The sequence below is a fragment of the Vibrio sp. nBUS_14 genome (assembly GCF_051201655.1).
Classification (GTDB): Bacteria; Pseudomonadota; Gammaproteobacteria; order Enterobacterales; family Vibrionaceae; genus Vibrio.
On record NZ_CP179206.1, the window covers coordinates 3,146,547 to 3,167,269 of the forward strand.

At 44.6% G+C, this 20,723-nt stretch carries 17 protein-coding genes; 1 reads left to right on the forward strand and 16 read right to left on the reverse strand.

Annotated elements, in window-relative coordinates; translation table 11 throughout:
- Positions 1 to 23 precede the first annotated feature (23 nt).
- The 4 genes from ACMAZD_RS14720 to pncC form a co-directional block, all read right to left on the reverse strand.
- Complete coding sequence (locus tag ACMAZD_RS14720; RefSeq protein ID WP_435247765.1) at positions 24 to 1,196, reverse strand: hypothetical protein; 1,173 nt, start codon at positions 1,194 to 1,196, stop codon at positions 24 to 26.
- Positions 1,197 to 3,275 carry a hypothetical protein gene (locus ACMAZD_RS14725; RefSeq protein ID WP_435247766.1) on the reverse strand — a complete coding sequence of 693 codons (2,079 nt, stop codon included), beginning with the start codon at positions 3,273 to 3,275 and terminating at the stop codon, positions 1,197 to 1,199. It abuts the gene before it with no gap.
- On the reverse strand, positions 3,275 to 4,321 hold the full coding sequence (gene recA / locus ACMAZD_RS14730) for a recombinase RecA (RefSeq protein ID WP_435247767.1): 1,047 nt from the start codon (positions 4,319 to 4,321) through the stop codon (positions 3,275 to 3,277). The genes ACMAZD_RS14725 and recA overlap by 1 nt, the downstream gene beginning before the upstream one ends.
- A 139-nt stretch (positions 4,322 to 4,460) precedes the next feature.
- A complete protein-coding gene (pncC, locus tag ACMAZD_RS14735; RefSeq protein WP_435247768.1) occupies positions 4,461 to 4,955 on the reverse strand; it encodes a nicotinamide-nucleotide amidase in 495 nt (164 codons plus the stop codon).
- 123 nt (positions 4,956 to 5,078) lie between these two features.
- On the opposite strand from pncC, the gene mutS reads away from it, so the two are divergent.
- Entirely contained in the window at positions 5,079 to 7,640 is a 2,562-nt protein-coding gene (mutS, locus tag ACMAZD_RS14740; RefSeq protein WP_372243657.1) for a DNA mismatch repair protein MutS, read from the forward strand.
- Positions 7,641 to 7,784: 144 nt separating this feature from the next.
- Here mutS and rpoS read toward each other — a convergent pair whose 3' ends face one another.
- From rpoS to relA, 12 genes are all read right to left on the reverse strand, one after another.
- A complete protein-coding gene (gene rpoS, locus ACMAZD_RS14745) occupies positions 7,785 to 8,765 on the reverse strand; it encodes an RNA polymerase sigma factor RpoS (protein WP_029223238.1) in 981 nt (326 codons plus the stop codon).
- 97 nt (positions 8,766 to 8,862) lie between these two features.
- Positions 8,863 to 9,777, reverse strand: coding sequence for a murein hydrolase activator NlpD (nlpD, locus tag ACMAZD_RS14750; RefSeq protein WP_435247769.1), 915 nt, complete (start codon positions 9,775 to 9,777; stop codon positions 8,863 to 8,865).
- 35 nt (positions 9,778 to 9,812) lie between these two features.
- On the reverse strand, positions 9,813 to 10,439 hold the full coding sequence (locus ACMAZD_RS14755) for a protein-L-isoaspartate(D-aspartate) O-methyltransferase (RefSeq protein WP_435247770.1): 627 nt from the start codon (positions 10,437 to 10,439) through the stop codon (positions 9,813 to 9,815).
- Positions 10,440 to 11,183: a 5'/3'-nucleotidase SurE gene (gene surE / locus ACMAZD_RS14760; RefSeq protein ID WP_435247771.1), complete on the reverse strand. Its 744-nt coding sequence runs from the start codon at positions 11,181 to 11,183 to the stop codon at positions 10,440 to 10,442.
- 76 nt (positions 11,184 to 11,259) lie between these two features.
- A complete protein-coding gene (gene truD / locus ACMAZD_RS14765) occupies positions 11,260 to 12,306 on the reverse strand; it encodes a tRNA pseudouridine(13) synthase TruD (RefSeq protein ID WP_435247772.1) in 1,047 nt (348 codons plus the stop codon).
- Between the two features lie 22 nt (positions 12,307 to 12,328).
- Complete coding sequence (gene ispF, locus ACMAZD_RS14770) at positions 12,329 to 12,808, reverse strand: 2-C-methyl-D-erythritol 2,4-cyclodiphosphate synthase (protein WP_004735397.1); 480 nt, start codon at positions 12,806 to 12,808, stop codon at positions 12,329 to 12,331.
- 2 nt (positions 12,809 to 12,810) lie between these two features.
- Entirely contained in the window at positions 12,811 to 13,512 is a 702-nt protein-coding gene (ispD, locus tag ACMAZD_RS14775) for a 2-C-methyl-D-erythritol 4-phosphate cytidylyltransferase (protein WP_435247773.1), read from the reverse strand.
- Positions 13,512 to 13,793, reverse strand: coding sequence for a cell division protein FtsB (gene ftsB / locus ACMAZD_RS14780; RefSeq protein ID WP_004735394.1), 282 nt, complete (start codon positions 13,791 to 13,793; stop codon positions 13,512 to 13,514). The genes ispD and ftsB overlap by 1 nt, the downstream gene beginning before the upstream one ends.
- Before the next feature lie 417 nt (positions 13,794 to 14,210).
- A complete protein-coding gene (gene eno, locus ACMAZD_RS14785) occupies positions 14,211 to 15,509 on the reverse strand; it encodes a phosphopyruvate hydratase (RefSeq protein ID WP_435247774.1) in 1,299 nt (432 codons plus the stop codon).
- Positions 15,510 to 15,590: 81 nt separating this feature from the next.
- Positions 15,591 to 17,231: a CTP synthase gene (locus tag ACMAZD_RS14790; protein ID WP_017108150.1), complete on the reverse strand. Its 1,641-nt coding sequence runs from the start codon at positions 17,229 to 17,231 to the stop codon at positions 15,591 to 15,593.
- A 132-nt stretch (positions 17,232 to 17,363) separates the two neighbouring features.
- Entirely contained in the window at positions 17,364 to 18,179 is an 816-nt protein-coding gene (gene mazG, locus ACMAZD_RS14795) for a nucleoside triphosphate pyrophosphohydrolase (protein ID WP_435247775.1), read from the reverse strand.
- 242 nt (positions 18,180 to 18,421) lie between these two features.
- On the reverse strand, positions 18,422 to 20,647 hold the full coding sequence (gene relA, locus ACMAZD_RS14800) for a GTP diphosphokinase (RefSeq protein ID WP_435247776.1): 2,226 nt from the start codon (positions 20,645 to 20,647) through the stop codon (positions 18,422 to 18,424).
- Between the last annotated feature and the right edge of the window lie 76 nt (positions 20,648 to 20,723).

Below are 20,723 nucleotides of genomic sequence, written 5' to 3' on the forward strand. Positions count from 1 at the left end.
TTTTTGCGCGTGTTTATATGCTCCTAATGGAAATGGGGAGTGCTTCCTATCATCATGAGGCTTCCAACTTCGAGCATCTGAGTTAATTCTGTTACTGGAGCTCTAGTGCCTAGCCCTAACTGCAAATAAGATTCATACTGTTTGTCTAGGTATGACTTTGCATCAAGTAACTCATCCGCATAATCCAAAACGAATCGAGCCGCTGCATCCATCATTTGCAGGAAAGTTAGCGGGGGGATATCACGAGTCCGTCCAGCCAGATCCAACTTCTCATCAAAGTTCTGATTTTTTAATAGATCATACCTATCAAATGTGTACGGAGAAAAATCGTAGTTGAATAGATGAGGCAAGAACCTGTACGCCTTATGTGCACCTTCAACTGCCGATAGAAAATCTTCATATGTTGCTCTGTTTGTTTTGGTCGAAAAAGCTGTTTTCTCAAGCGCAGCCGCATACCGTGGCTTGAAGCCCTTTATTGTAAGGGCACCTATCATCTCTTGCTCTTTTCGACCAAGAATCGCCTTTACGTTATCATCAACCCTGTAAACTTCTGGGTCTAAACCCAGCTCTTTCTTTAGGTACGCAACATCCAGTTGCGGAGGGTTTTTATTGGCAGGTGTATACTGAACTGGAATATCATCAAGTTTGGTTTGTTCGAAATAACGTTTGATGATGTCCGCGTAACCCAAAGTTATCGACCTCTTGTTAGATGCCTCCTTCATAACTCTGTCAAAGGTAGTCCTCTTTAACATCGACGGGTTCAGCATGTGTGGTGCCATCATTACGTCTGTTACATATCGCTTTAATGAATATGCAAATGATCTGCAACCACTAGCATTATCGAGGGATAGTTTGATATTAGATTTTGTCATTTTCACTATGACAAAAGCAGTTTTCATATCCTCGATAATCAATGGGTTATCACTGAGCTTCCGCCCTTTCCCTAACAAAACCGTGTTTTTGTTATCTCTACGCTTAGGGGCGGGGAAAGTGGAGTCCCAATTAATGGTCTCCTTCTTATTTCCTATTTTAATCACCCAACGATGATCTTCGAAATCCCCCTCAATAAGCCAGTCAAACTCCATTGAGATAATACTACTCAACTTAAACCCACTACGTTTAACAGAAGTCTTTAGTGCTTCTTGTTCATGACGGGGCAATTGAATGTAATCACTGAACTTCATCTGTGAAACCACTTAGACAACCTCCTTGAAATCGATAACCAAATACGGGTTAGGCGTTGATGCCACAATGCTTTCTGCTTCAGCCAGCATTGCCTGTTTTCTTCCGCTTGCTATATCGTCCTCTGTCATTCTACGGAGCATTTCTTTGATAAAAGCCATCCAGAAAAACCAGTTCGGTGCTTTTGGGTCTATCTCTTTACGCTCAGCACCAAGAGTTAGCGCTTTCTCCCATTGCAGCAGGTGAACTAAATTTTGAACTGTCTCAATGAATACATTTCTGCGTTGCGGACAAAATAAGCACCGAGCTATTTTGTTACATGTAACCCCCTTCACTGTACCTTCTTGGGTGCCTGCTTTCGGGTCATTGCAGCCCAACCCTCCGAATCGATACCTAACGGTCATCTCTGCACGTTTTTTGTAGTCATCAGGATCGACACCAAGTTTTTCAGCAGCACCCTCAATATTTAGTGTAATGATGGTTTGGAGCCACTCTTTGAATTCACGCATGGACTCGTTGTGTTGCAACTGTACTAATGCTTTGTCTGCATATCTGGTAGATACCGCTGAACTCCCATTGTCGTCACTGTGTAGAGCTTCTTCCTTAAGCCCTTCAACCCCATCATCTAAGGCTATAAGTAAAAGAATGCTGTTTCTCAATTGATTTGCAGTAGATGTCCAATCAGCGCTACTAGCCTTAGACAACGCGCTTTTCGTATATCTAGCAAACGTTGCCCATTCTGGCTTACGTGGAATCAACAGAGCTGTCTTTTGCTCTTTACTGCTGTGGTAGTTGAGGAAAAGATACTTATCATTGATATTAAATTCATCCAAAAGATACCGTCGGTACACCTTCGTAGCATTAGCTACAACCCTAATTACCTCATCTGTACTTACAGAGATATTTATTGGTAAGAACTTGAATAATGAGCTTTTTGCCCGCTTCTTTACCCAGTGAAGAACAGGTACTCCAAATTCATTAGAAAGTGGTTTGTTCTCAATATCATAAGCTGATGTTGGATTTACACAGTGGTCAAATACAAGCATCAAAGTAGCAGATGCAATGAGGCTTTCACCGCATCCTAATCGGTCTGCAAACCATCGGTCATCCCATTTGAACTCTCCGACTGGTAGATTCTCAGCTAACCTTACCTCGTTGAAGTTCTTGATGGCAGTCCTGTAGTGACCTGTGTTTAGGGTTTCTTTTAGCTGTAGCTTGTTGTTTTGATACCAAAACCATGAAAGCAGCGCATTTCTGAAAGCTTCATACCCCAATGCATGTACATCACTTTTATATGGATTAGATTTTCCTGAGCCGCCACCTTTTCTCCAACTTAGTAGGTTGTCAATTAAAGGAACTAAGTGACGGTGTTGTCTAATTGTTCTAAGACCTTCAAGTCGGAGCTGTTTGGCTTCTAAGAACTGGCTCTCAATACCTTCTCTTAAGGTGGCTAGTCTTGTTTCCAAAACCCAGCGCGATTGCTCGTGAAAAGATAGTCCATCAAAGCCACTTGGTTTATCCTCAAGTAGGCTGATTTCATATCTTGTATGGGTATAAAACCGCTTGATTTCATCTGGCTCTTCCACATTCATGGATCCCAAAGCCTTCAATACATGCTCAGGAAGGTGAGTGTCGATAATGGTACTCGGCTTTTTTCTATTTTTGACTTTCGGAGTTGGGTACCTTGCAACTCCATCAAAGAATGGAATGCTCTTTGCGGACTGCAACCGACTTATCCACCAATTCAATGAGGATAGCGACTTGTTGGCACGCTCCTTTGTTTCTCGCTCTTTTAATAACCATTGGCGATAAGCAAGAAGAGCTGTCGTCCAAGTGTATGTATCTTGAACAGGCAGGTAAGGGGAGTTAGAAAATTTGATTGAATTGAATAGAGTAGGGGCCTCTTCGACTAAATACCTGAGAAATAGTCTTATCCCTTGCCAGTGTCCTCCGAAGGTCGAGTTCTTAAGCCCGTCAATTAGGTCTGGGACGTTACATAGTGAACTTATGAAGTCAGGGTGGTACAGGGTAGAGAACCCTGCTTTTTTAAAGCAGTATTCTCTACCTTCAACAATGAAGTTAACCTTCTGCATTAAAAGGCTTCATCCTCAGTTTGGTCGGCCACATCGTCACCTTCAGACTCAAGGGTCGCTGGAGTCAATAGTAGCTCACGAAGTTTAGTGTCGATCTCTAGAGCAACCTCTGGGTTTTCACGCAGGTATTTACCAGCGTTAGCTTTACCTTGGCCGATCTTGTCGCCCTTGTAGCTGTACCAAGCACCCGCCTTTTCTACCAGCTTGTTCTTAACACCTAAGTCGATAAGCTCACCTTCGCGATTGAAACCTTTGCCGTAAAGAATTTGAGTTTCAGCTTGTTTGAATGGTGCAGCAATCTTGTTCTTAACCACCTTAATGCGAGTTTCGTTACCAACGACTTCATCACCATCTTTAATCGCACCAGTTCGGCGAATATCAAGACGAACAGATGCATAGAACTTGAGTGCATTCCCGCCAGTAGTTGTCTCAGGATTTCCAAACATGACCCCGATCTTCATTCGGATTTGGTTGATGAAGATAGCCATACAGTTAGACTGCTTTAGGTTACCTGTTAGCTTACGCATTGCTTGAGAAAGCATACGTGCTTGAAGACCCATGTGGCTATCGCCCATTTCGCCTTCGATCTCAGCTTTAGGTGTTAGTGCAGCAACCGAGTCAATAACAAGAACATCGATAGCACCTGAACGAGCCAGTGCATCACAAATTTCTAGAGCTTGTTCACCTGTATCTGGTTGAGACACAAGCAAAGCGTCGATATCAACACCCAACTTTTGAGCGTAGATAGGATCAAGTGCGTGTTCCGCATCAACGAATGCACACGTTTTGCCCACTTTCTGCGCTGCTGCAATAAGCTCAAGCGTTAGCGTTGTTTTACCTGATGATTCTGGACCGTAAACTTCAACGATACGTCCCATCGGTAGGCCACCAGCACCTAGTGCGATATCTAGAGATAGAGAACCTGTAGAAATAGTTTCTACGTCCATTGTACGGTTATCACCAAGACGCATGATCGAACCTTTACCAAATTGCTTTTCAATCTGACCAAGGGCTGCGGCTAACGCTTTTTGTTTATTCTCGTCCATTTCTATCTCCACATAATCGGTTGTCTCAACAAGCGACTTAGAATCTATTTCTAACCCACAAAGGGGTGACTAATTGGCTTTTATTATACTGTTGATTCATACAGTGTCTATACCTGTATGAAAATAATTTGTACAAATGTTACTTGTCTTCCATTGATAGGTAATCATAAATAACTTGCAGGGCATGGTGCGTGGCTTGTTGGCGTACTTGTGATCTATCGCCTGTAAATACATGCGTTGCTACTTTGTTCCATCCATTTGCAGCCTTCCAAGCAAAACACACGGTCCCTACCGGCTTATCTTCCGTGCTACCGCTAGGGCCAGCAATGCCACTGATCGATACAGAAATAGTGCCGTTTGAATGATGCAGCGCCCCGTGAGCCATTTCTATAACCACCGGCTCACTCACGGCACCAAATTCAACTAAGGTTTCAAGCTGAACACCGATCATCTCTTGTTTCGCTTCATTACTGTAGGTCACGAAAGCACGGTCAAACCAAGCTGAGCTTCCAGCAATATCCGTTACCGCGCTAGCAACACCACCGCCAGTGCAAGATTCAGCCGTCACTAATACATGTTTATGTTTCGCAAGTAAGTGTCCAAGTTTTTCACTAAGAGCTTGAGTCATCTGCATCTTTGGCTTCCCTTATCTGGATGTATATCATTTGGATTTGCATCTTTTCGCATGTGTCGCTTTTCGCACGAAACGCTTTCACGTATCCTAAGCCGCAATAGAAATAAACGAAAGAAGTTAACTGTGAAAGCCGATCAAAAACATACTCCTATGATGCAGCAGTACCTAAAACTAAAAGCAGAAAATCCAGAAATTTTGCTGTTCTACCGCATGGGAGATTTCTACGAGCTTTTCTACGATGATGCTAAAAAAGCCTCTCAACTCCTCGATATTTCGCTAACCAAGCGTGGCTCTTCAAACGGTGAGCCTATTCCTATGGCTGGCGTTCCATACCACGCTGTTGAAGGTTACCTAGCGAAGTTAGTGCAGTTGGGCGAGTCCGTAGCGATTTGTGAGCAGATTGGTAATCCAGCAACTTCAAAGGGCCCGGTTGACCGCGCTGTCGTAAGAATTGTGACACCGGGAACTGTAACCGATGAAGCATTGCTTTCTGAGCGTGTTGATAACCTGATTGCCTCCATTTACCACCACAACGGTAAATTCGGCTATGCGACGCTTGATATTACTTCTGGCCGATTCCAGCTATGTGAGCCGGAAACCGAAGAAGCAATGGCGGCAGAGCTACAAAGAACGTCACCACGTGAGCTGCTATTCCCTGAAGATTTCGAACCCGTAAATTTGATGGCAAGTCGTAATGGCAATCGCCGTCGCCCAGTATGGGAATTTGAATTAGATACAGCGAAGCAACAACTCAATCAACAATTTGGTACTCGTGACCTAGTTGGCTTTGGCGTTGAAAGCGCAAAACTAGGTTTATGCGCTGCGGGCTGTTTGATTCAATATGTAAAAGACACGCAACGTACTGCTCTTCCACACATCCGTTCACTCACAATGGATAAGCAAGATCACTCTGTGATCCTTGACGCGGCTACTCGCCGTAATTTGGAGATCACCCAAAATCTTAGTGGCGGTACAGACAACACCCTAGCCGAAGTACTCGATCATACTGCGACCGCTATGGGCAGCCGCATGCTTAAGCGTTGGTTACATCAACCAATGCGTAATATTTCAGCTCTTGATCAACGCCTAGATGCGATTGGTGAGATGAAAGATCTAGCTCTATTTACTGAGTTACAACCAACGCTGAAACAGATCGGTGATATCGAGCGTATTCTTGCGCGTCTTGCACTTCGTTCTGCTCGTCCACGTGATATGGCACGACTTCGCCAAGCAATGGAATACCTACCAGAGCTTGCAGAAACGCTGACGCAACTTAAGCACCCATACCTTACTCAGCTTGCTCAATATGCATCTCCTGTGGATGAAGTATCAGAGCTGCTTGAGCGTGCGATCAAAGAAAACCCACCAGTGGTTATCCGCGATGGTGGCGTGATAGCTGAAGGCTACAACGCAGAACTCGATGAATGGCGCGACCTTGCGGCTGGCGCAACCGAGTTTTTAGATAAGCTTGAGCAAGAAGAGCGTGAACGTCACGGTATCGACACGCTTAAAGTTGGCTACAACAACGTACACGGTTTCTTCATTCAAGTTAGCCGCGGACAAAGCCATCTTGTGCCACCACACTATGTTCGCCGTCAAACACTGAAAAATGCAGAACGCTACATTATTCCTGAGTTGAAAGAGCACGAAGACAAAGTTCTCAGCTCTAAATCGAAAGCCCTAGCTATCGAGAAGAAATTGTGGGATGAGTTGTTTGATTTGTTACTGCCTTATCTAGAGCGACTACAAAACATCGCTTCTTCAGTGTCTCAACTGGATGTTCTACAAAACTTAGCTGAACGTGCAGACACCCTTGATTACTGTCGTCCAACCATGACTGAGTCTGCTGGTGTACAAATTCAGGCGGGCCGTCACCCTGTTGTTGAACAAGTGATGGACGAACCGTTTATTGCGAACCCTATCGACCTCAATGATCAACGTAAGATGCTGATCATCACGGGTCCAAACATGGGTGGTAAGTCGACCTACATGCGTCAGACCGCACTCATTGCGCTGATGGCTCATATCGGTTGTTATGTTCCAGCAGAAAGCGCAACGATTGGTTCTATCGACCGTATCTTTACGCGTATTGGCGCATCCGATGATTTGGCTTCGGGTCGTTCAACATTCATGGTTGAGATGACAGAAACCGCGAATATTCTGCACAACGCAACACCAAATAGCCTTGTGCTAATGGATGAAATCGGTCGTGGTACCAGTACTTACGATGGTCTGTCACTAGCTTGGGCAAGTGCTGAATGGCTAGCCAATCAAATCAATGCGATGACACTATTTGCAACGCACTACTTTGAGCTAACTGAACTACCTAACCAAATTCCAACCTTAGCGAACGTACACTTAGATGCGGTTGAACATGGTGACAGCATTGCCTTTATGCACGCAGTTCAAGAAGGTGCAGCAAGTAAATCTTATGGTCTTGCGGTTGCTGGATTGGCAGGTGTACCTAAAGCGGTGATCAAAAACGCACGTGCGAAGCTGACTCAGCTAGAAGCATTGAGTATCGACTCTCCGACATCAAAGCCAAGTGGCGTTGATATCGCGAACCAACTGAGCCTGATACCTGAACCAAGCGAAGTAGAACAAGCACTTGCGAATGTTGATCCAGATGATCTAACCCCTCGCCAAGCATTAGAGGAACTCTACCGCTTGAAGAAGTTGCTTTAGTCTCTTTCCAAATAGCTGGTTATTGTCGCTTTGTACTGTCGTTTAAGTCGGCAGCATCAAATACAAAAGCCACAAACAAAAAAACGCTGACTTAAAGTCAGCGTTTTTATTTGTCTTCTATTCAAAGAAACATCATCAGTTCATTTAGTCGTTTTCTACGTTGAACAGATTTTCCATGTTCAAGCCTTGCTTGATTAGAATCTCACGTAGACGACGAAGGCCTTCAACTTGGATTTGACGAACACGTTCACGAGTCAGGCTGATTTCACGGCCTACTTCTTCTAATGTTGACGGTTCATAGCCAAGTAGTCCAAAGCGACGCGCAAGCACCTCTTTCTGCTTAGGATTCAGCTCATCAAGCCAGAAAATTAACGAGTTTTTGATATCGCTATCTTGAGTTGAAACCTCAGGATCTGAGTTGTTGATGTCCGGAATAATATCCAGTAGCGCTTTCTCACCATCACCACCAATCGGCGTATCAACGGAGCTCACTCTTTCGTTTAGACGAAGCATCTTACTCACATCACCAACTGGTTTATCTAACTTAGAAGCGATCTCTTCAGCCGTTGGTTCGTGGTCAAGTTTTTGTGATAACTCTCGCGCAGTACGCAGGTAGATGTTCAGCTCTTTCACAACATGAATTGGCAAACGGATAGTGCGAGTCTGATTCATTAGCGCACGTTCAATGGTTTGACGAATCCACCATGTCGCGTAAGTTGAGAAGCGGAAGCCACGCTCTGGGTCAAACTTCTCTACGGCGCGAATCAAACCTAGGTTGCCTTCTTCAATAAGATCGAGAAGTGCAAGACCACGGTTGCTATAACGACGAGAAATTTTTACCACCAAACGCAGGTTACTTTCGATCATGCGTTTGCGTGCTGCTTCATCACCGCGTAGAGCTCGACGTGCATAAAGCACTTCTTCTTCAGCGGTTAATAGTGGTGAGAAACCGATTTCGCCTAAGTAGAGTTGAGTAGCATCTAAACTCTTAGATGTAACTTCAGTCTCTTCTTTCGTTTCGGCTTTCTTTTTGACTGTTCGTTTTGCTTTTCCAAGAGCTTCCGGTTCCGTGGTTGCTTGGTTAAGATCGAACTCTTCTTTGGTTACTGCATTGCTTATACTCATAACGCCTCCCCCTGGCGAAATTAGCATGACATTACAACTTCATATGTCGCTAAATGACTGTGTCACTCCATACAATACGTAATTTTGCATACTGTATTTAAGGTAAATATCGTTTTGGATTAACGGATTTGCCTTGGTAACGAATCTCAAAGTGCAGCCTAACACTGCTGGCTCCAGAGCTTCCCATTGTTGCAATCTTCTGCCCTGGTTTCACACTTTGCCCTTCAGATACTAATAGTCGGTCGTTGTGCGCGTATGCACTTAAGTAATTATCATTGTGCTTCACAATCACTAGATTGCCGTAGCCTCGTAGTGCATTACCCGAATAAACAACCGTTCCCCCTGCAGTAGATACTATTGGCTGACCTCGCTGTCCTGCTATGTCTATGCCTTTATTTCCTTGTTCGCCTACCGAGAAATTCTTGATTACTCTCCCTTTAGTTGGCCATAACCATTTGGATACTTTATCATTTGTTGGTTTGGTGGACGGTGTAACATTCTGTTTACCTTTAGACCCAACATACTCCTTTGATTTGGATTGTTCAACCTTCTTTGGTGGATCTTTTTTCACCGGTTTGGCGGAAGTTTGCGCAGGCTTGGAATTAGAGTTTTTACTCTTTGGCGGAGTAGTTTTAGGCTTACTGCTCGCAGACGCTGTCGTGGCAGCGGCTGCAGGAGCTACCACAGCTGCCGCAACGACCGTTGATTTACCATACGCTGGCGCGCTATAGCTAGGACGCCATAACTTAAGCTTCTGTCCGGGATGAATAGTGTAAGGTGCTGCGAGGTTGTTATAACTCACAAGGTCTTTAACGTCTTTATTGGTGACATAAGCAATGAAATAAAGGGTATCGCCTTTTTTGACTTCATAGTAACTGCCACGATAACTACCACGATCAATCGATGAGTAATTTTTGTTTAGGCTAGAAACTGGCGCAGGCGAGTTAGCCGCACACCCAACAAGTGCACAGCTAAGTAACAAAGTACTTCCTTTAAAAACCTTCGAACGCATCGACTATCTATCCACCTACACCATTAGTCTTGTTATTAAGCTAGCTCACCAGGAACAAGAGGTACAAACCTTACCATTTCAATCACGCTGGATAAGAACTCATCACCATGGCGAACGATTTTCAGCAACTGTTGTTCATCATCACCAACAGGAATCAACAAGCGACCACCATCTTTTAGCTGCTGCAGGAGTGCTTGAGGGATCGACTCCGCTGCTGCTGTTACAATAATGGCATCAAAAGGCGCTTTTGCTGCCCAGCCTTGCCAACCATCGCCATGTTTGGTTGATATGTTGTAGAAATCGAGCTGCTTGAGGCGACGCTTAGCATCCCATTGCAATGATTTAATTCTTTCAACCGAATACACATGATCAACCAGTTGAGCCAAGACGGCCGTTTGATAGCCAGAACCCGTACCGATTTCTAAAACACGGCTATTTTGCTGTAATTCTAGCAACTCTGTCATCTTAGCGACAATGTACGGCTGAGAAATCGTCTGGCCCTGTCCGATAGGAAGCGCATTATTATCATAGGCTTGATGATACATCGCCTGTGATAAAAAGCTCTCTCTCGGCAGTTGATAAATAGCATCAAGAACCTTTTGTTCCTGAATACCATTTTCAATCAGAAAAGTAATTAAGCGCTCTGCTTGAGGATTACTCACTTACTTCTCCCCTAACCATGCTGTCATCGCACCTAGCGACTCATGCGCTGTCAGGTCAACTTGTAACGGTGTTACTGATACAAAGCCATGCTCGATAGCATAAAAATCGGTGCCTTCACCGGCATCTTGCTCTTTGCCAGGAGGGCCAAGCCAATAGATATCATGACCACGTGGGTCTTTTTGCTTAATCATATCTTCAGCATGATGACGAGCACCTAGGCGTGTCACCTGAGTGCCAGACAACTGCTCTAAAGCTAAATCAGGGATATTAACGTTTAACAAGCGATTGGTTGGGATTGGGGTTACTAAATGTTGTTCGACGATACGACGAGCAATGGCCGCCGCTGTCTTAAAATGTTTTTTACCCACCAGAGAAAACGCCACCGATTGAACGCCTAAAAAATGCCCTTCCATGGCTGCAGCCACTGTGCCTGAATAAAGCACATCATCACCTAGATTAGCACCATGATTAATACCCGTTAATACCAGTTCGGGCATATCATTCTTTAGCAATTCATTTAATGCAAAATGTACACAGTCGGTCGGTGTTCCTTGTACCGAATATGTATTTTCAGTAATTTCTTGAACACGTAAAGGCTGCTCTAAAGTTAATGAATTTGAAGCACCTGAGCGATTACGGTCAGGTGCAACAATGATAATTTCAGCAAGATCACGTAATTCATTGGCCAACTCATGAATACCCTGAGCATGCACACCATCATCGTTACTGAGTAAAATCTTCATCTTGTATCCTTTCTTTTGTTCCAATGCCAAGTCACTTAATTTCCGATATCAAGTGACTTCGCTCCAAGCAGAATCGTTATTGCTCGTAGCTTCTCTCTACGTGAACTTCTTCAACCAATTCACGGACAATAGCGGTTGCGAAACAACCCGCATCAAGAGAGAACTTAAGAGTGACATTGTCTTCGTTCACTTCCCACGCTAAACCCATCGGCTTCAATGAAGCTTCACGGCGATCATGACGCATACGGTTGCCACAAATAAGAGCCATTAGATCCGGTTCAGCATCAAGGTGTTTCTGCTCTAGAGCTTGAGCCTCATCGGTCGTCGGTAACGCATTATCTCCAGCTAAAGCAACGGTAATAAACGCAGAACCGTTCGCGATATCTTGATTTACCGTTTCGATGTTATCTGCCGCCATAGCTAATTGAGCGCCGTCTTTAACGACGATATCGCCAACCAATGCCGACGTAAACGCATCTTGCTCAATACGCTCAGAAAGGATTAAGTTGTAGATCCAAGAACGAGCTGCAGAGAGATACAAGCTGCGCTTATTTTGATTACGCGTACGAACGTTTTCACGCCCCCAACGACGAGCCTCAGATAAGTTGTTACCTTCATTACCAAAGCGCTGAGCACCAAAGTAATTTGGCACACCGACTTGAGCGACTTTTTCTAAACGCTTTACCACATCATCACAGTCCGTTACTTCAGACAAAGTAAGCTCGAATTGGTTGCCAACTAAATCGCCTGGACGTAACTTTTTGTTGTGACGTGCTGTCGCCAAGATCTCAATGCTTGGGTATTGTGCGAGAAAAGCAGAAAAGTCAGGTTCACCTTTTGGTAGATGCACGCTCAACCACTGTTCTGTCACAGCATGACGGTCTTTCAAACCAGCCCAGCTAACGTCTTTCGACTTAACACCACACGCTTTAGCCAGCTCGTTTGCTACGAAGCTCGTGTTCTCACCAGTTTTACGAATACGCACCATCAGGTGTTCGCCTTCACCAGTAAACTCAAAACCCAAGTCTTCATTAACGACAAAGTGTTCGGCTTTTGCTTTTAGTTTTGCTTTCGCAGTTGGTTTACCGTTTAGGTAAGCCAATGAAGATAAAATATCTGACATGCTGTTCTTTTCGTGTTGGTGCTTACGCACTTTTAGTAATTAGGACCACCGCTTCACATGCGATGCCCTCTTTGCGACCTGTAAAACCTAAACGTTCGGTAGTCGTGGCTTTTACATTCACATTGCTAATGCTTGTTTCTAAATCTTGAGCAATGGCTTGGCACATAGAATCTATATGAGGAGCCATCTTTGGAGCTTGCGCCATGATAGTAATATCCGCATTACCAATCACATAACCTTGCTCTTTTACTCGACGGTAAACATCTTTAAGTAATTCGCGGCTATCTGCGCCTTTCCATTCATCGTCCGTATCAGGGAAATGACGACCAATATCACCGGCTGCAATCGAACCCAGTAAAGCATCGCATAATGCGTGCAAGGCAACATCACCGTCAGAGTGTGCGATAAGACCCTGCTCATAAGGGACACTCACGCCACCAATAATTACCGGGCCTTCGCCACCAAATTTGTGTACATCAAAGCCATGACCAATACGAATCATCTTTATTCCTTATTCTGACTTAAATAGAACTCAGCCAAAGCCAAATCTTCAGGCTGAGTAATCTTAAAATTATCTGAACGCCCAGCAATCAATGCTGGTGATAAACCTTTCCACTCAAACGCAGAGGCCTCATCGGTAATCGAAACGCCTTGTTGTAAGGCCTCATTTAAGACTGTCCGTAAAGGCTTAGATCGAAACATCTGAGGGGTAAGCGCATGCCAAAGATCGACGCGATCGACCGTGTGTTCAATTTGTCCCTGAGCCCCACGCTTCATTGTATCGCGAACCGGCGCTGCTAAAATTGCGCCCACATCATGGGTCATGGCCCCAGAGATCAGTTTGTCGATATCGCTCAATTGGATACAAGGCCTAGCGGCATCATGTACCATCACCCAATCACTGAGTTGCTGTCGGGCAATATAATCCAGAGCCGAAAGCACCGAGTCGGCTCTTTCCGTTCCGCCGAAAACTCTGATCACCTGTGGATTAAGGTTAAGCGGTAATTCAGGGTAATAAGGGTCATCGTCGCTGACCGCTACCACGATTTTAGACACCTGAGGGTGAGACAACAGTTTCTCAACAGTGTGCTCTAAAATCGTTTTACCGTGAATTTGAAGATATTGCTTGGGACGGTCTGCCTTCATTCGGCTGCCGACGCCCGCAGCGGGGACCACTGCAATAACGCTTTGAAGTTGGTTCGACATTAATGAGATTCCTCACCAATAATACGATAAAACGTTTCGCCTTCTTTCACCATTCCAAGCTCATGACGTGCGCGCTCTTCTATCGCGTCTAAGCCTTGGCGTAGATCGTCGATTTCCGCAAACATCTCAGCATTACGCAGATGAAGCTTTTCATTTACTTGCTGCTGAACTTGGATTTCGTTGTTCACACCGTAGTAATCAGAAATACCATTTTTACCGAGCCACAGTGTGTGTTGTAGCCAGCCAAACACTATGAGCAGTACTAAAGCAAAAATTCGCATAACACCTTTCGCCGGTTGAAAAAGAAGGAACTAGAATAAGGCACATATATACCATAATGAGCTTATTGGTGCGAGATATGTGGTGTCTGGGAATCAATAAGTCGGGGAATTATTGGACAGAATAGTGAGTGGTAACAATGAAGTTCCCCACTCCTTTCTTCGTTAGTCTAAGGAATGACGAATTTGAGGCAAAAAAATGCCCCGCATAAGCGAGGCATTTAAAATGCTTAGATTAACAATTCCGTTGGTTTAAAACCAAAAAGATTATTGACCTTTAACTTATTTGAGACCGCTTTCGTTGTAAAAAAGAGGAGCTTTAGAATCTAGAGCTTCTTTCCACCATTTTCTACAGGCAAAAAAAACGCCCTACCGAAGTAGAGCGCTTTCAAAAGCTTTAAGCTAATAATTCAGAGTGAATTATTGACCTTTAACTTCTTTAAGACCGTTGAAAGGAGCTTTAGAACCTAGAGCTTCTTCGATACGGATAAGTTGGTTGTACTTAGCAACACGGTCAGAACGGCTCATAGAACCAGTTTTGATTTGACCTGCAGCTGTACCTACCGCTAGATCAGCGATAGTTGCATCTTCAGTTTCGCCAGAACGGTGAGAGATTACTGCTGTGTAGCCAGCGTCTTTAGCCATCTTGATAGCAGCTAGAGTCTCTGTTAGAGAACCGATTTGGTTGAACTTGATAAGGATAGAGTTAGCTACGCCTTTCTCGATACCTTCAGCAAGAATCTTAGTGTTTGTAACGAACAGATCGTCACCAACGATTTGAAGCTTGTCGCCTAGAAGTTCAGTTTGGTGCTTGAAGCCATCCCAATCTGACTCGTCAAGACCGTCTTCGATAGAAACGATTGGGAAGTTGTTAGCTAGTTCAGCTAGGTAGTGGTTGAACTCTTCAGAAGTGAAAGTTTTACCTTCGCCCTTCATGTTATAGATGCCAGCTTCTTTGTCGAAGAACTCAGATGCTGCACAGTCCATAGCAAGAGTAACGTCTTTACCTAGTTCGTAACCAGCAGCTGCAACAGCTTCTGCGATAACTTCTAGAGCTTCAGCGTTAGATTTAAGGTTAGGAGCGAAACCACCTTCATCACCAACAGCAGTGCTGTAGCCTTTAGACTTAAGAACTTTAGCTAGGTTGTGGAATACTTCAGCGCCGATACGCAGACCTTCTTTAAGAGTTTTAGCGCCAACGGGTTGGATCATGAACTCTTGGATGTCAACGTTGTTATCAGCGTGCTCGCCACCGTTGATGATGTTCATCATAGGTAGAGGCATAGAGAACTGACCAGCAGTACCGTTTAGCTCAGCAATGTGCTCGTATAGAGGCATACCTTTCGCAGCAGCAGCAGCTTTTGCGTTAGCTAGAGAAACAGCAAGGATAGCGTTAGCGCCAAACTTAGACTTATTCTCAGTACCGTCTAGATCAAGCATAACTTGGTCAACGTCAGCTTGTGCTTTAGCGTCTTTACCAACTAGAGCGTCTGCGATTGGGCCGCTTACAGCTTCAATTGCTTTAAGAACACCTTTACCTAGGAAACGGGATTTGTCGCCGTCACGTAGCTCAAGAGCTTCGCGAGAACCAGTAGATGCGCCAGATGGAGCAGCAGCCATACCTACGAAACCGCCTTCTAGGTGTACTTCAGCTTCTACAGTTGGGTTACCACGTGAATCGATGATTTCACGACCTAGAACTTTAACGATCTTAGACATTGAATGTTTCCTTCTCGTTGAATATATAAATGTCAAATTTAAAGGTAGCAGCACAACTTACGCAGCTACCTGTATTCCTTTTTACTTTTCTAATTCGCCGCGCTGGAATTCACCAGCTGCTTTAACGAAACCTGCAAACAATGGGTGACCATCGCGAGGTGTTGAAGTGAACTCTGGGTGGAACTGAGCAGCAACGAACCATGGGTGGTTCGGGTTCTCGATAACTTCAACCAGCTTCTTGTCCGCAGATAGCCCCGATACTTTTAGGCCCGCTTTTTCGATTTGTGGACGAAGATTGTTGTTCACTTCGTAACGGTGACGGTGACGTTCATGGATCGTCGCGCTACCGTATAATTCGTAAGCTTTCGTCCCTTTCGCTAGGTGACAAAGCTGTGAACCAAGGCGCATTGTGCCGCCTAGGTCTGATTTCTCAGTACGCTCTTCAACTTTACCTTCGCCGTCAATCCACTCAGTGATTAGGCCAACAACAGGGTATTTAGTTTCTTTGCAGAATTCAGAAGAGTGTGCACCTTCCATTTTCGCAACGTTACGAGCGTACTCAATAAGAGCAACTTGCATACCTAGACAGATACCTAAGTAAGGTACTTTGTTTTCACGAGCGTATTGTGCAGCAAGGATCTTACCTTCAACACCACGATCGCCAAAACCACCAGGAACTAGGATTGCATCTAGATCTTGTAGAATTTCTGTGCCTTTAGATTCAACATCTTGTGAATCTACATATTTAATTGTGACACTTAGGCGATTTTTCAAGCCTGCATGTTTCAACGCTTCATTCACTGATTTGTATGCGTCAGGCAGTTCAATGTACTTACCAACCATACCAATCGTCACTTCACCCGTAGGGTTAGCTTCTTCGTAAATGACTTGTTCCCACTCAGACAGATCAGCTTCTGGTGCATTGATACCGAAACGCGTACATACAAGATCATCAATGCCTTGAGCACGGATTAATTGTGGGATCTTGTAGATTGAATCTACGTCTTTCATAGAGATAACGGCTTTTTCTTGTACATTACAGAAAAGAGCAATTTTCTTACGTTCGTTTGCAGGGATAACACGATCTGAACGACAAACTAGGATGTCAGGCTGGATACCGATAGACAGCAGCTCTTTTACAGAGTGTTGCGTTGGCTTAGTTTTCACTTCGCCCGCAGCTGCTAGGTATGGCACTAGAGTAAGGTGCATGAACATTGCGCGTTCACGGCCGAGTTCTACTGCTAGCTGACGAATCGCTTCCATGAATGGTAAAGATTCGATATCACCTACAGTACCACCAACTTCAACAAGCGCGATATCGTGGCCTTTAGCACCAGAGATTACGCGTTCTTTGATAGAGTTAGTGATGTGAGGGATAACCTGAATTGTTGCACCTAGATAGTCACCACGACGTTCATTGCGTAGAACATCAGCATAAACACGACCTGCTGTGAAGTTGTTACGCTTAGTCATCTTGGTGCGAATGAATCGCTCATAGTGACCAAGGTCAAGGTCTGTTTCAGCGCCATCTTCCGTAACGAACACTTCACCGTGTTGAGTCGGGCTCATAGTGCCTGGATCAACGTTGATGTAAGGGTCAAGCTTCATCATAGTCACTTTAAGACCACGAGCTTCTAAAATAGCCGCAAGAGATGCTGCTGCAATACCTTTACCTAGAGAGGATACAACCCCGCCAGTAACAAAAATGTAATTTGTCGTCATGTTTAACCTGAAATTGGTTGAATGAGGGAAATGGATTACTTCTGGACGGGATGAAAATATACCAGAAGCCCCTTATCGCCACAACGTGAAATCTATCACACTGCAATTTTTTATTTTTTGCTTCAAATCAATTCATGATAAAAGCTTTGATGATCTTTTCTCCGCCACTTTGACTTCATCCCACATGGAATCAAGCTGTTGTAGAGAAAAATCGGTCAACATTTTATCTTGCTGACGAACTTTTTGTTCCACACCTTTAAAGCGGCGTGAAAATTTCAGATTGGCTTTATTGAGAGCCGTTTCTGGATTTTTACCTAAATGTCGCACTAAATTGACGGTAGCAAACAACAAATCACCCAGTTCTTCTTCAACTAAATCTTCGTTTGGCGTTACTTGAAGCGCTTCTTCTAATACCTCATCAACTTCCTCTAAAACCTTATCGGCAACTGGGCCAATAGAGTCCCAATCAAAGCCAAATTTCGCGACTTGCTTTTGAATTTTTGTAGCACGCGAAAGTGCGGGTAGAGAGTTTGGTATTGAGTCTAGAATACTTTCCTGAGTTTTTCCTGCCTGTGCTTTTTCTTTGGCTTTTTCAGCTTCCCAGTTGGCATGAATTTCTTCATCACTGGCAAACTCTTTATCAGAAAAGACATGAGGATGACGGCGCGTCAGCTTCTCATTAATACCATCGACCACATCAGAGAACTCAAACAAACCCAGCTCTTTCGCCAGTTGGCTGTAGAAGATCACCTGAAACAACAGGTCACCCAACTCTTCTTGTAGGTTTGGCCAATCTTTATTGTGGATCGCATCCACCACCTCATACGTCTCTTCGATAGTATGCGGCACAATTGTTTCAAAATTTTGTTTCAAATCCCAAGGACAGCCACCTTCTGGATCACGCAGCTTAGTCATAATCTGTTCAAGTTGTTCAATCGGGTGATTCATCTATTCTTCCTATCCACTGTCTTTGATTGTTAAATTTAAAGCTTCACTAAAACTAAAAAAGGTGAGCAGCCAAAACCACTCACCTTTGTTGATACTGTCTAATTCTCTAAATAATTGAAACTGTGGCTAGGCGACAAGCAAACGAGACTCCTGAGCATAGCTTGTCTATGTGATGAGCCTGGGCCGGCACTCCGGAGTGCGCGCAGGCAACAACACCATCAGCTTCAAGTATGACGAGAATTTTAGCCGAGGCGTTTTACGCTCATAACATCTTTGATCTGCTCGACTCGGCTGGTCACTCGGCTCAGAATCTCAATGTTGGTCACTTCCAAATCGAAATCCATCACCGACAGCTGACGTTTATAATCAATACGGCTCTTCATTGTCGTCACACTGACTTTTTCGTTCAAGAACAGGGATGTTATGTCCTTCAACAAACCGGTACGTTCCAACGCCTCTACACGCAGCGTTAAGATATACGAGCCTACAAAACCATCGCCCCACACGGTATCGATGATACGTTCGGGAGCATGCAGGTTAAGCTCACTCAGCTGTTCGCAATCGCTGCGGTGTACTGAGATACCACGCCCTTGAGTAATGTAACCTTTGATCACATCGCCAGGGATTGGCTGACAACAACGAGCCAAGTGGGTCATTAGGTTATCAACACCTTCAACAACGACCGCATCCTTTTTCGGGCGACTTTGATGCGCGGGCTTATTGTCAGATTCAAGCAACTTCTCTAGCGCTTTCTTATCTTCTTCTTCCGCCGTTGGCTTATTGACCAAAGCATTGATGTGATTAACGACTTGGTTGATACGTAAATCGCCGCTACCAATACCCGCATACAACTCATCTGGAGTGTTGACGTTGAATCGTTTCAGCGCGTATTGCTCTGCATCTTTCAGTGTTGCGCCGACTCTACCTAGCTCGACTTCTAAAATATCTCGTCCAGCTTCGAGGTTTTTCTCACGACTCTGAGCACGGAACCAAGCGTTAATTTTTGCACGAGCTCGACTTGAATGAACAAAACCTGTGGTCGGGTTTAGCCAATCACGTGATGGATTCGGTTCTTTTTGAGTGATGATCTCAACTTGATCCCCCATCGCCAACTTATGAGTAAACGGAACGATTCGACCTGCCACTTTGGCACCGATACAACGGTGTCCAACCATCGAGTGGATGTGGTAAGCAAAATCCAACGGTGTTGCACCCATTGGTAAATCAACCACATCACCGCGTGGTGTAAAGGCATAGACACGGTCATCAAAGACTTGGCTACGGACTTCATCCAGCATTTCGCCAGAATCCGACATCTCTTCTTGCCAGTCGATAAGCTTACGCAACCAGGTGATTTTCTCATCGTAGCCACTGCGTACGCCGCTAGATGCGCCTTCTTTGTATTTCCAGTGCGCAGCAACGCCTAATTCAGAGTCTTCATGCATCTGCTTGGTTCTAATCTGAATTTCAATAGTCTTGCCTTCAGGGCCAAGAACTATGGTATGAATCGACTGATAACCATTTGGCTTAGGATTCGCCACGTAGTCATCAAATTCACTGGGTAGGTGTTTATATTTGGTGTGAACCACACCTAAGCCGGCATAACAGTCTTGCAGCTGGTCTGCGATAATACGCACCGCACGCACGTCAAAAAGCTCATCAAACTCTAAGCCTTTTTTCTGCATTTTACGCCAGATACTGTAGATGTGTTTTGGCCGACCGCTGACTTCAGCATTGATGCTTGAACGGTTCATTTCTGACGTGAGATCGTCGACAAAGTCAGTAATGTATTGTTCGCGCACGATACGGCGCTCAGACAGCTGTTTAGCAATCTGCTTATAGGTATCTGGTTGTTGGTAGCGGAAAGCGTAATCTTCAATTTCCCACTTTAGCTGACCAATACCAAGACGGTTTGCTAGAGGCGCATAGATGTTGGCACACTCTTTTGCTGCCGCACGGCGCACAGCATCAGGAGCCTTTTTCACTTCTATGAGGTTACAAATTCGCTCTGCTAGTTTGATGACTACGCAGCGGAAATCATCCACCATTGCCAATAGCATTCGTCGAACATTATCGACTTGACCCGAGGCTGCACTGCCTTCAAGGGTCACATTTAGCTGGCCCAAAGCCGCCATTTCTTCCACGCCATCAATCAGCTTTACGGTTTCCTTTCCGTAACTTTCTTCAAACGCTTCACGCTCAAAAACACCGCTTGATACGACAGGGAAGAGTTGTGCCGCAACTAAAGTAGCGCGATCCATCGACAAGGTGACCAAGATTTCGATCATCTCGCGACCACGCCAAAGCAAAAGTTCACCTTGCTCGTGATCTTTTAATAGCTCTTCACAGTGACGATAAACTTTGGTCAGTTTATTCGAGGTTTTTGCGTCTTGATTCAGTGACGCAATCCAATTATCTAGCTCAAACTGTTCGCTTGGGTTTAAATGTGCGCTTCGTACCGCAACCATCATGCCTTCCTAGTTATTATGTTTTATACCCAATTCAATATGACTAACTGGTTCCACATTAGTTCGACTCATATTG

Excerpts from the sequence above, each read along its gene's own strand:
- mazG (WP_435247775.1), bottom strand. The coding sequence starts at position 18,179 with ATGAATCACCCGATTGAACAACTTGAACAGATTATGACTAAGCTGCGT.
- surE (WP_435247771.1), bottom strand. The coding sequence starts at position 11,183 with ATGAAGATTTTACTCAGTAACGATGATGGTGTGCATGCTCAGGGTATT.
- recA (WP_435247767.1), bottom strand. The coding sequence starts at position 4,321 with ATGGACGAGAATAAACAAAAAGCGTTAGCCGCAGCCCTTGGTCAGATT.
- ftsB (WP_004735394.1), bottom strand. The coding sequence starts at position 13,793 with ATGCGAATTTTTGCTTTAGTACTGCTCATAGTGTTTGGCTGGCTACAA.
- ACMAZD_RS14790 (WP_017108150.1), bottom strand. The coding sequence starts at position 17,231 with ATGACGACAAATTACATTTTTGTTACTGGCGGGGTTGTATCCTCTCTA.
- rpoS (WP_029223238.1), bottom strand. The coding sequence starts at position 8,765 with ATGAGTATAAGCAATGCAGTAACCAAAGAAGAGTTCGATCTTAACCAA.
- pncC (WP_435247768.1), bottom strand. The coding sequence starts at position 4,955 with ATGCAGATGACTCAAGCTCTTAGTGAAAAACTTGGACACTTACTTGCG.
- eno (WP_435247774.1), bottom strand. The coding sequence starts at position 15,509 with ATGTCTAAGATCGTTAAAGTTCTAGGTCGTGAAATCATCGATTCACGT.
- relA (WP_435247776.1), bottom strand. The coding sequence starts at position 20,647 with ATGGTTGCGGTACGAAGCGCACATTTAAACCCAAGCGAACAGTTTGAG.
- nlpD (WP_435247769.1), bottom strand. The coding sequence starts at position 9,777 with ATGCGTTCGAAGGTTTTTAAAGGAAGTACTTTGTTACTTAGCTGTGCA.
- ACMAZD_RS14725 (WP_435247766.1), bottom strand. The coding sequence starts at position 3,275 with ATGCAGAAGGTTAACTTCATTGTTGAAGGTAGAGAATACTGCTTTAAA.
- ispD (WP_435247773.1), bottom strand. The coding sequence starts at position 13,512 with ATGTCGAACCAACTTCAAAGCGTTATTGCAGTGGTCCCCGCTGCGGGC.
- truD (WP_435247772.1), bottom strand. The coding sequence starts at position 12,306 with ATGTCAGATATTTTATCTTCATTGGCTTACCTAAACGGTAAACCAACT.
- ispF (WP_004735397.1), bottom strand. The coding sequence starts at position 12,808 with ATGATTCGTATTGGTCATGGCTTTGATGTACACAAATTTGGTGGCGAA.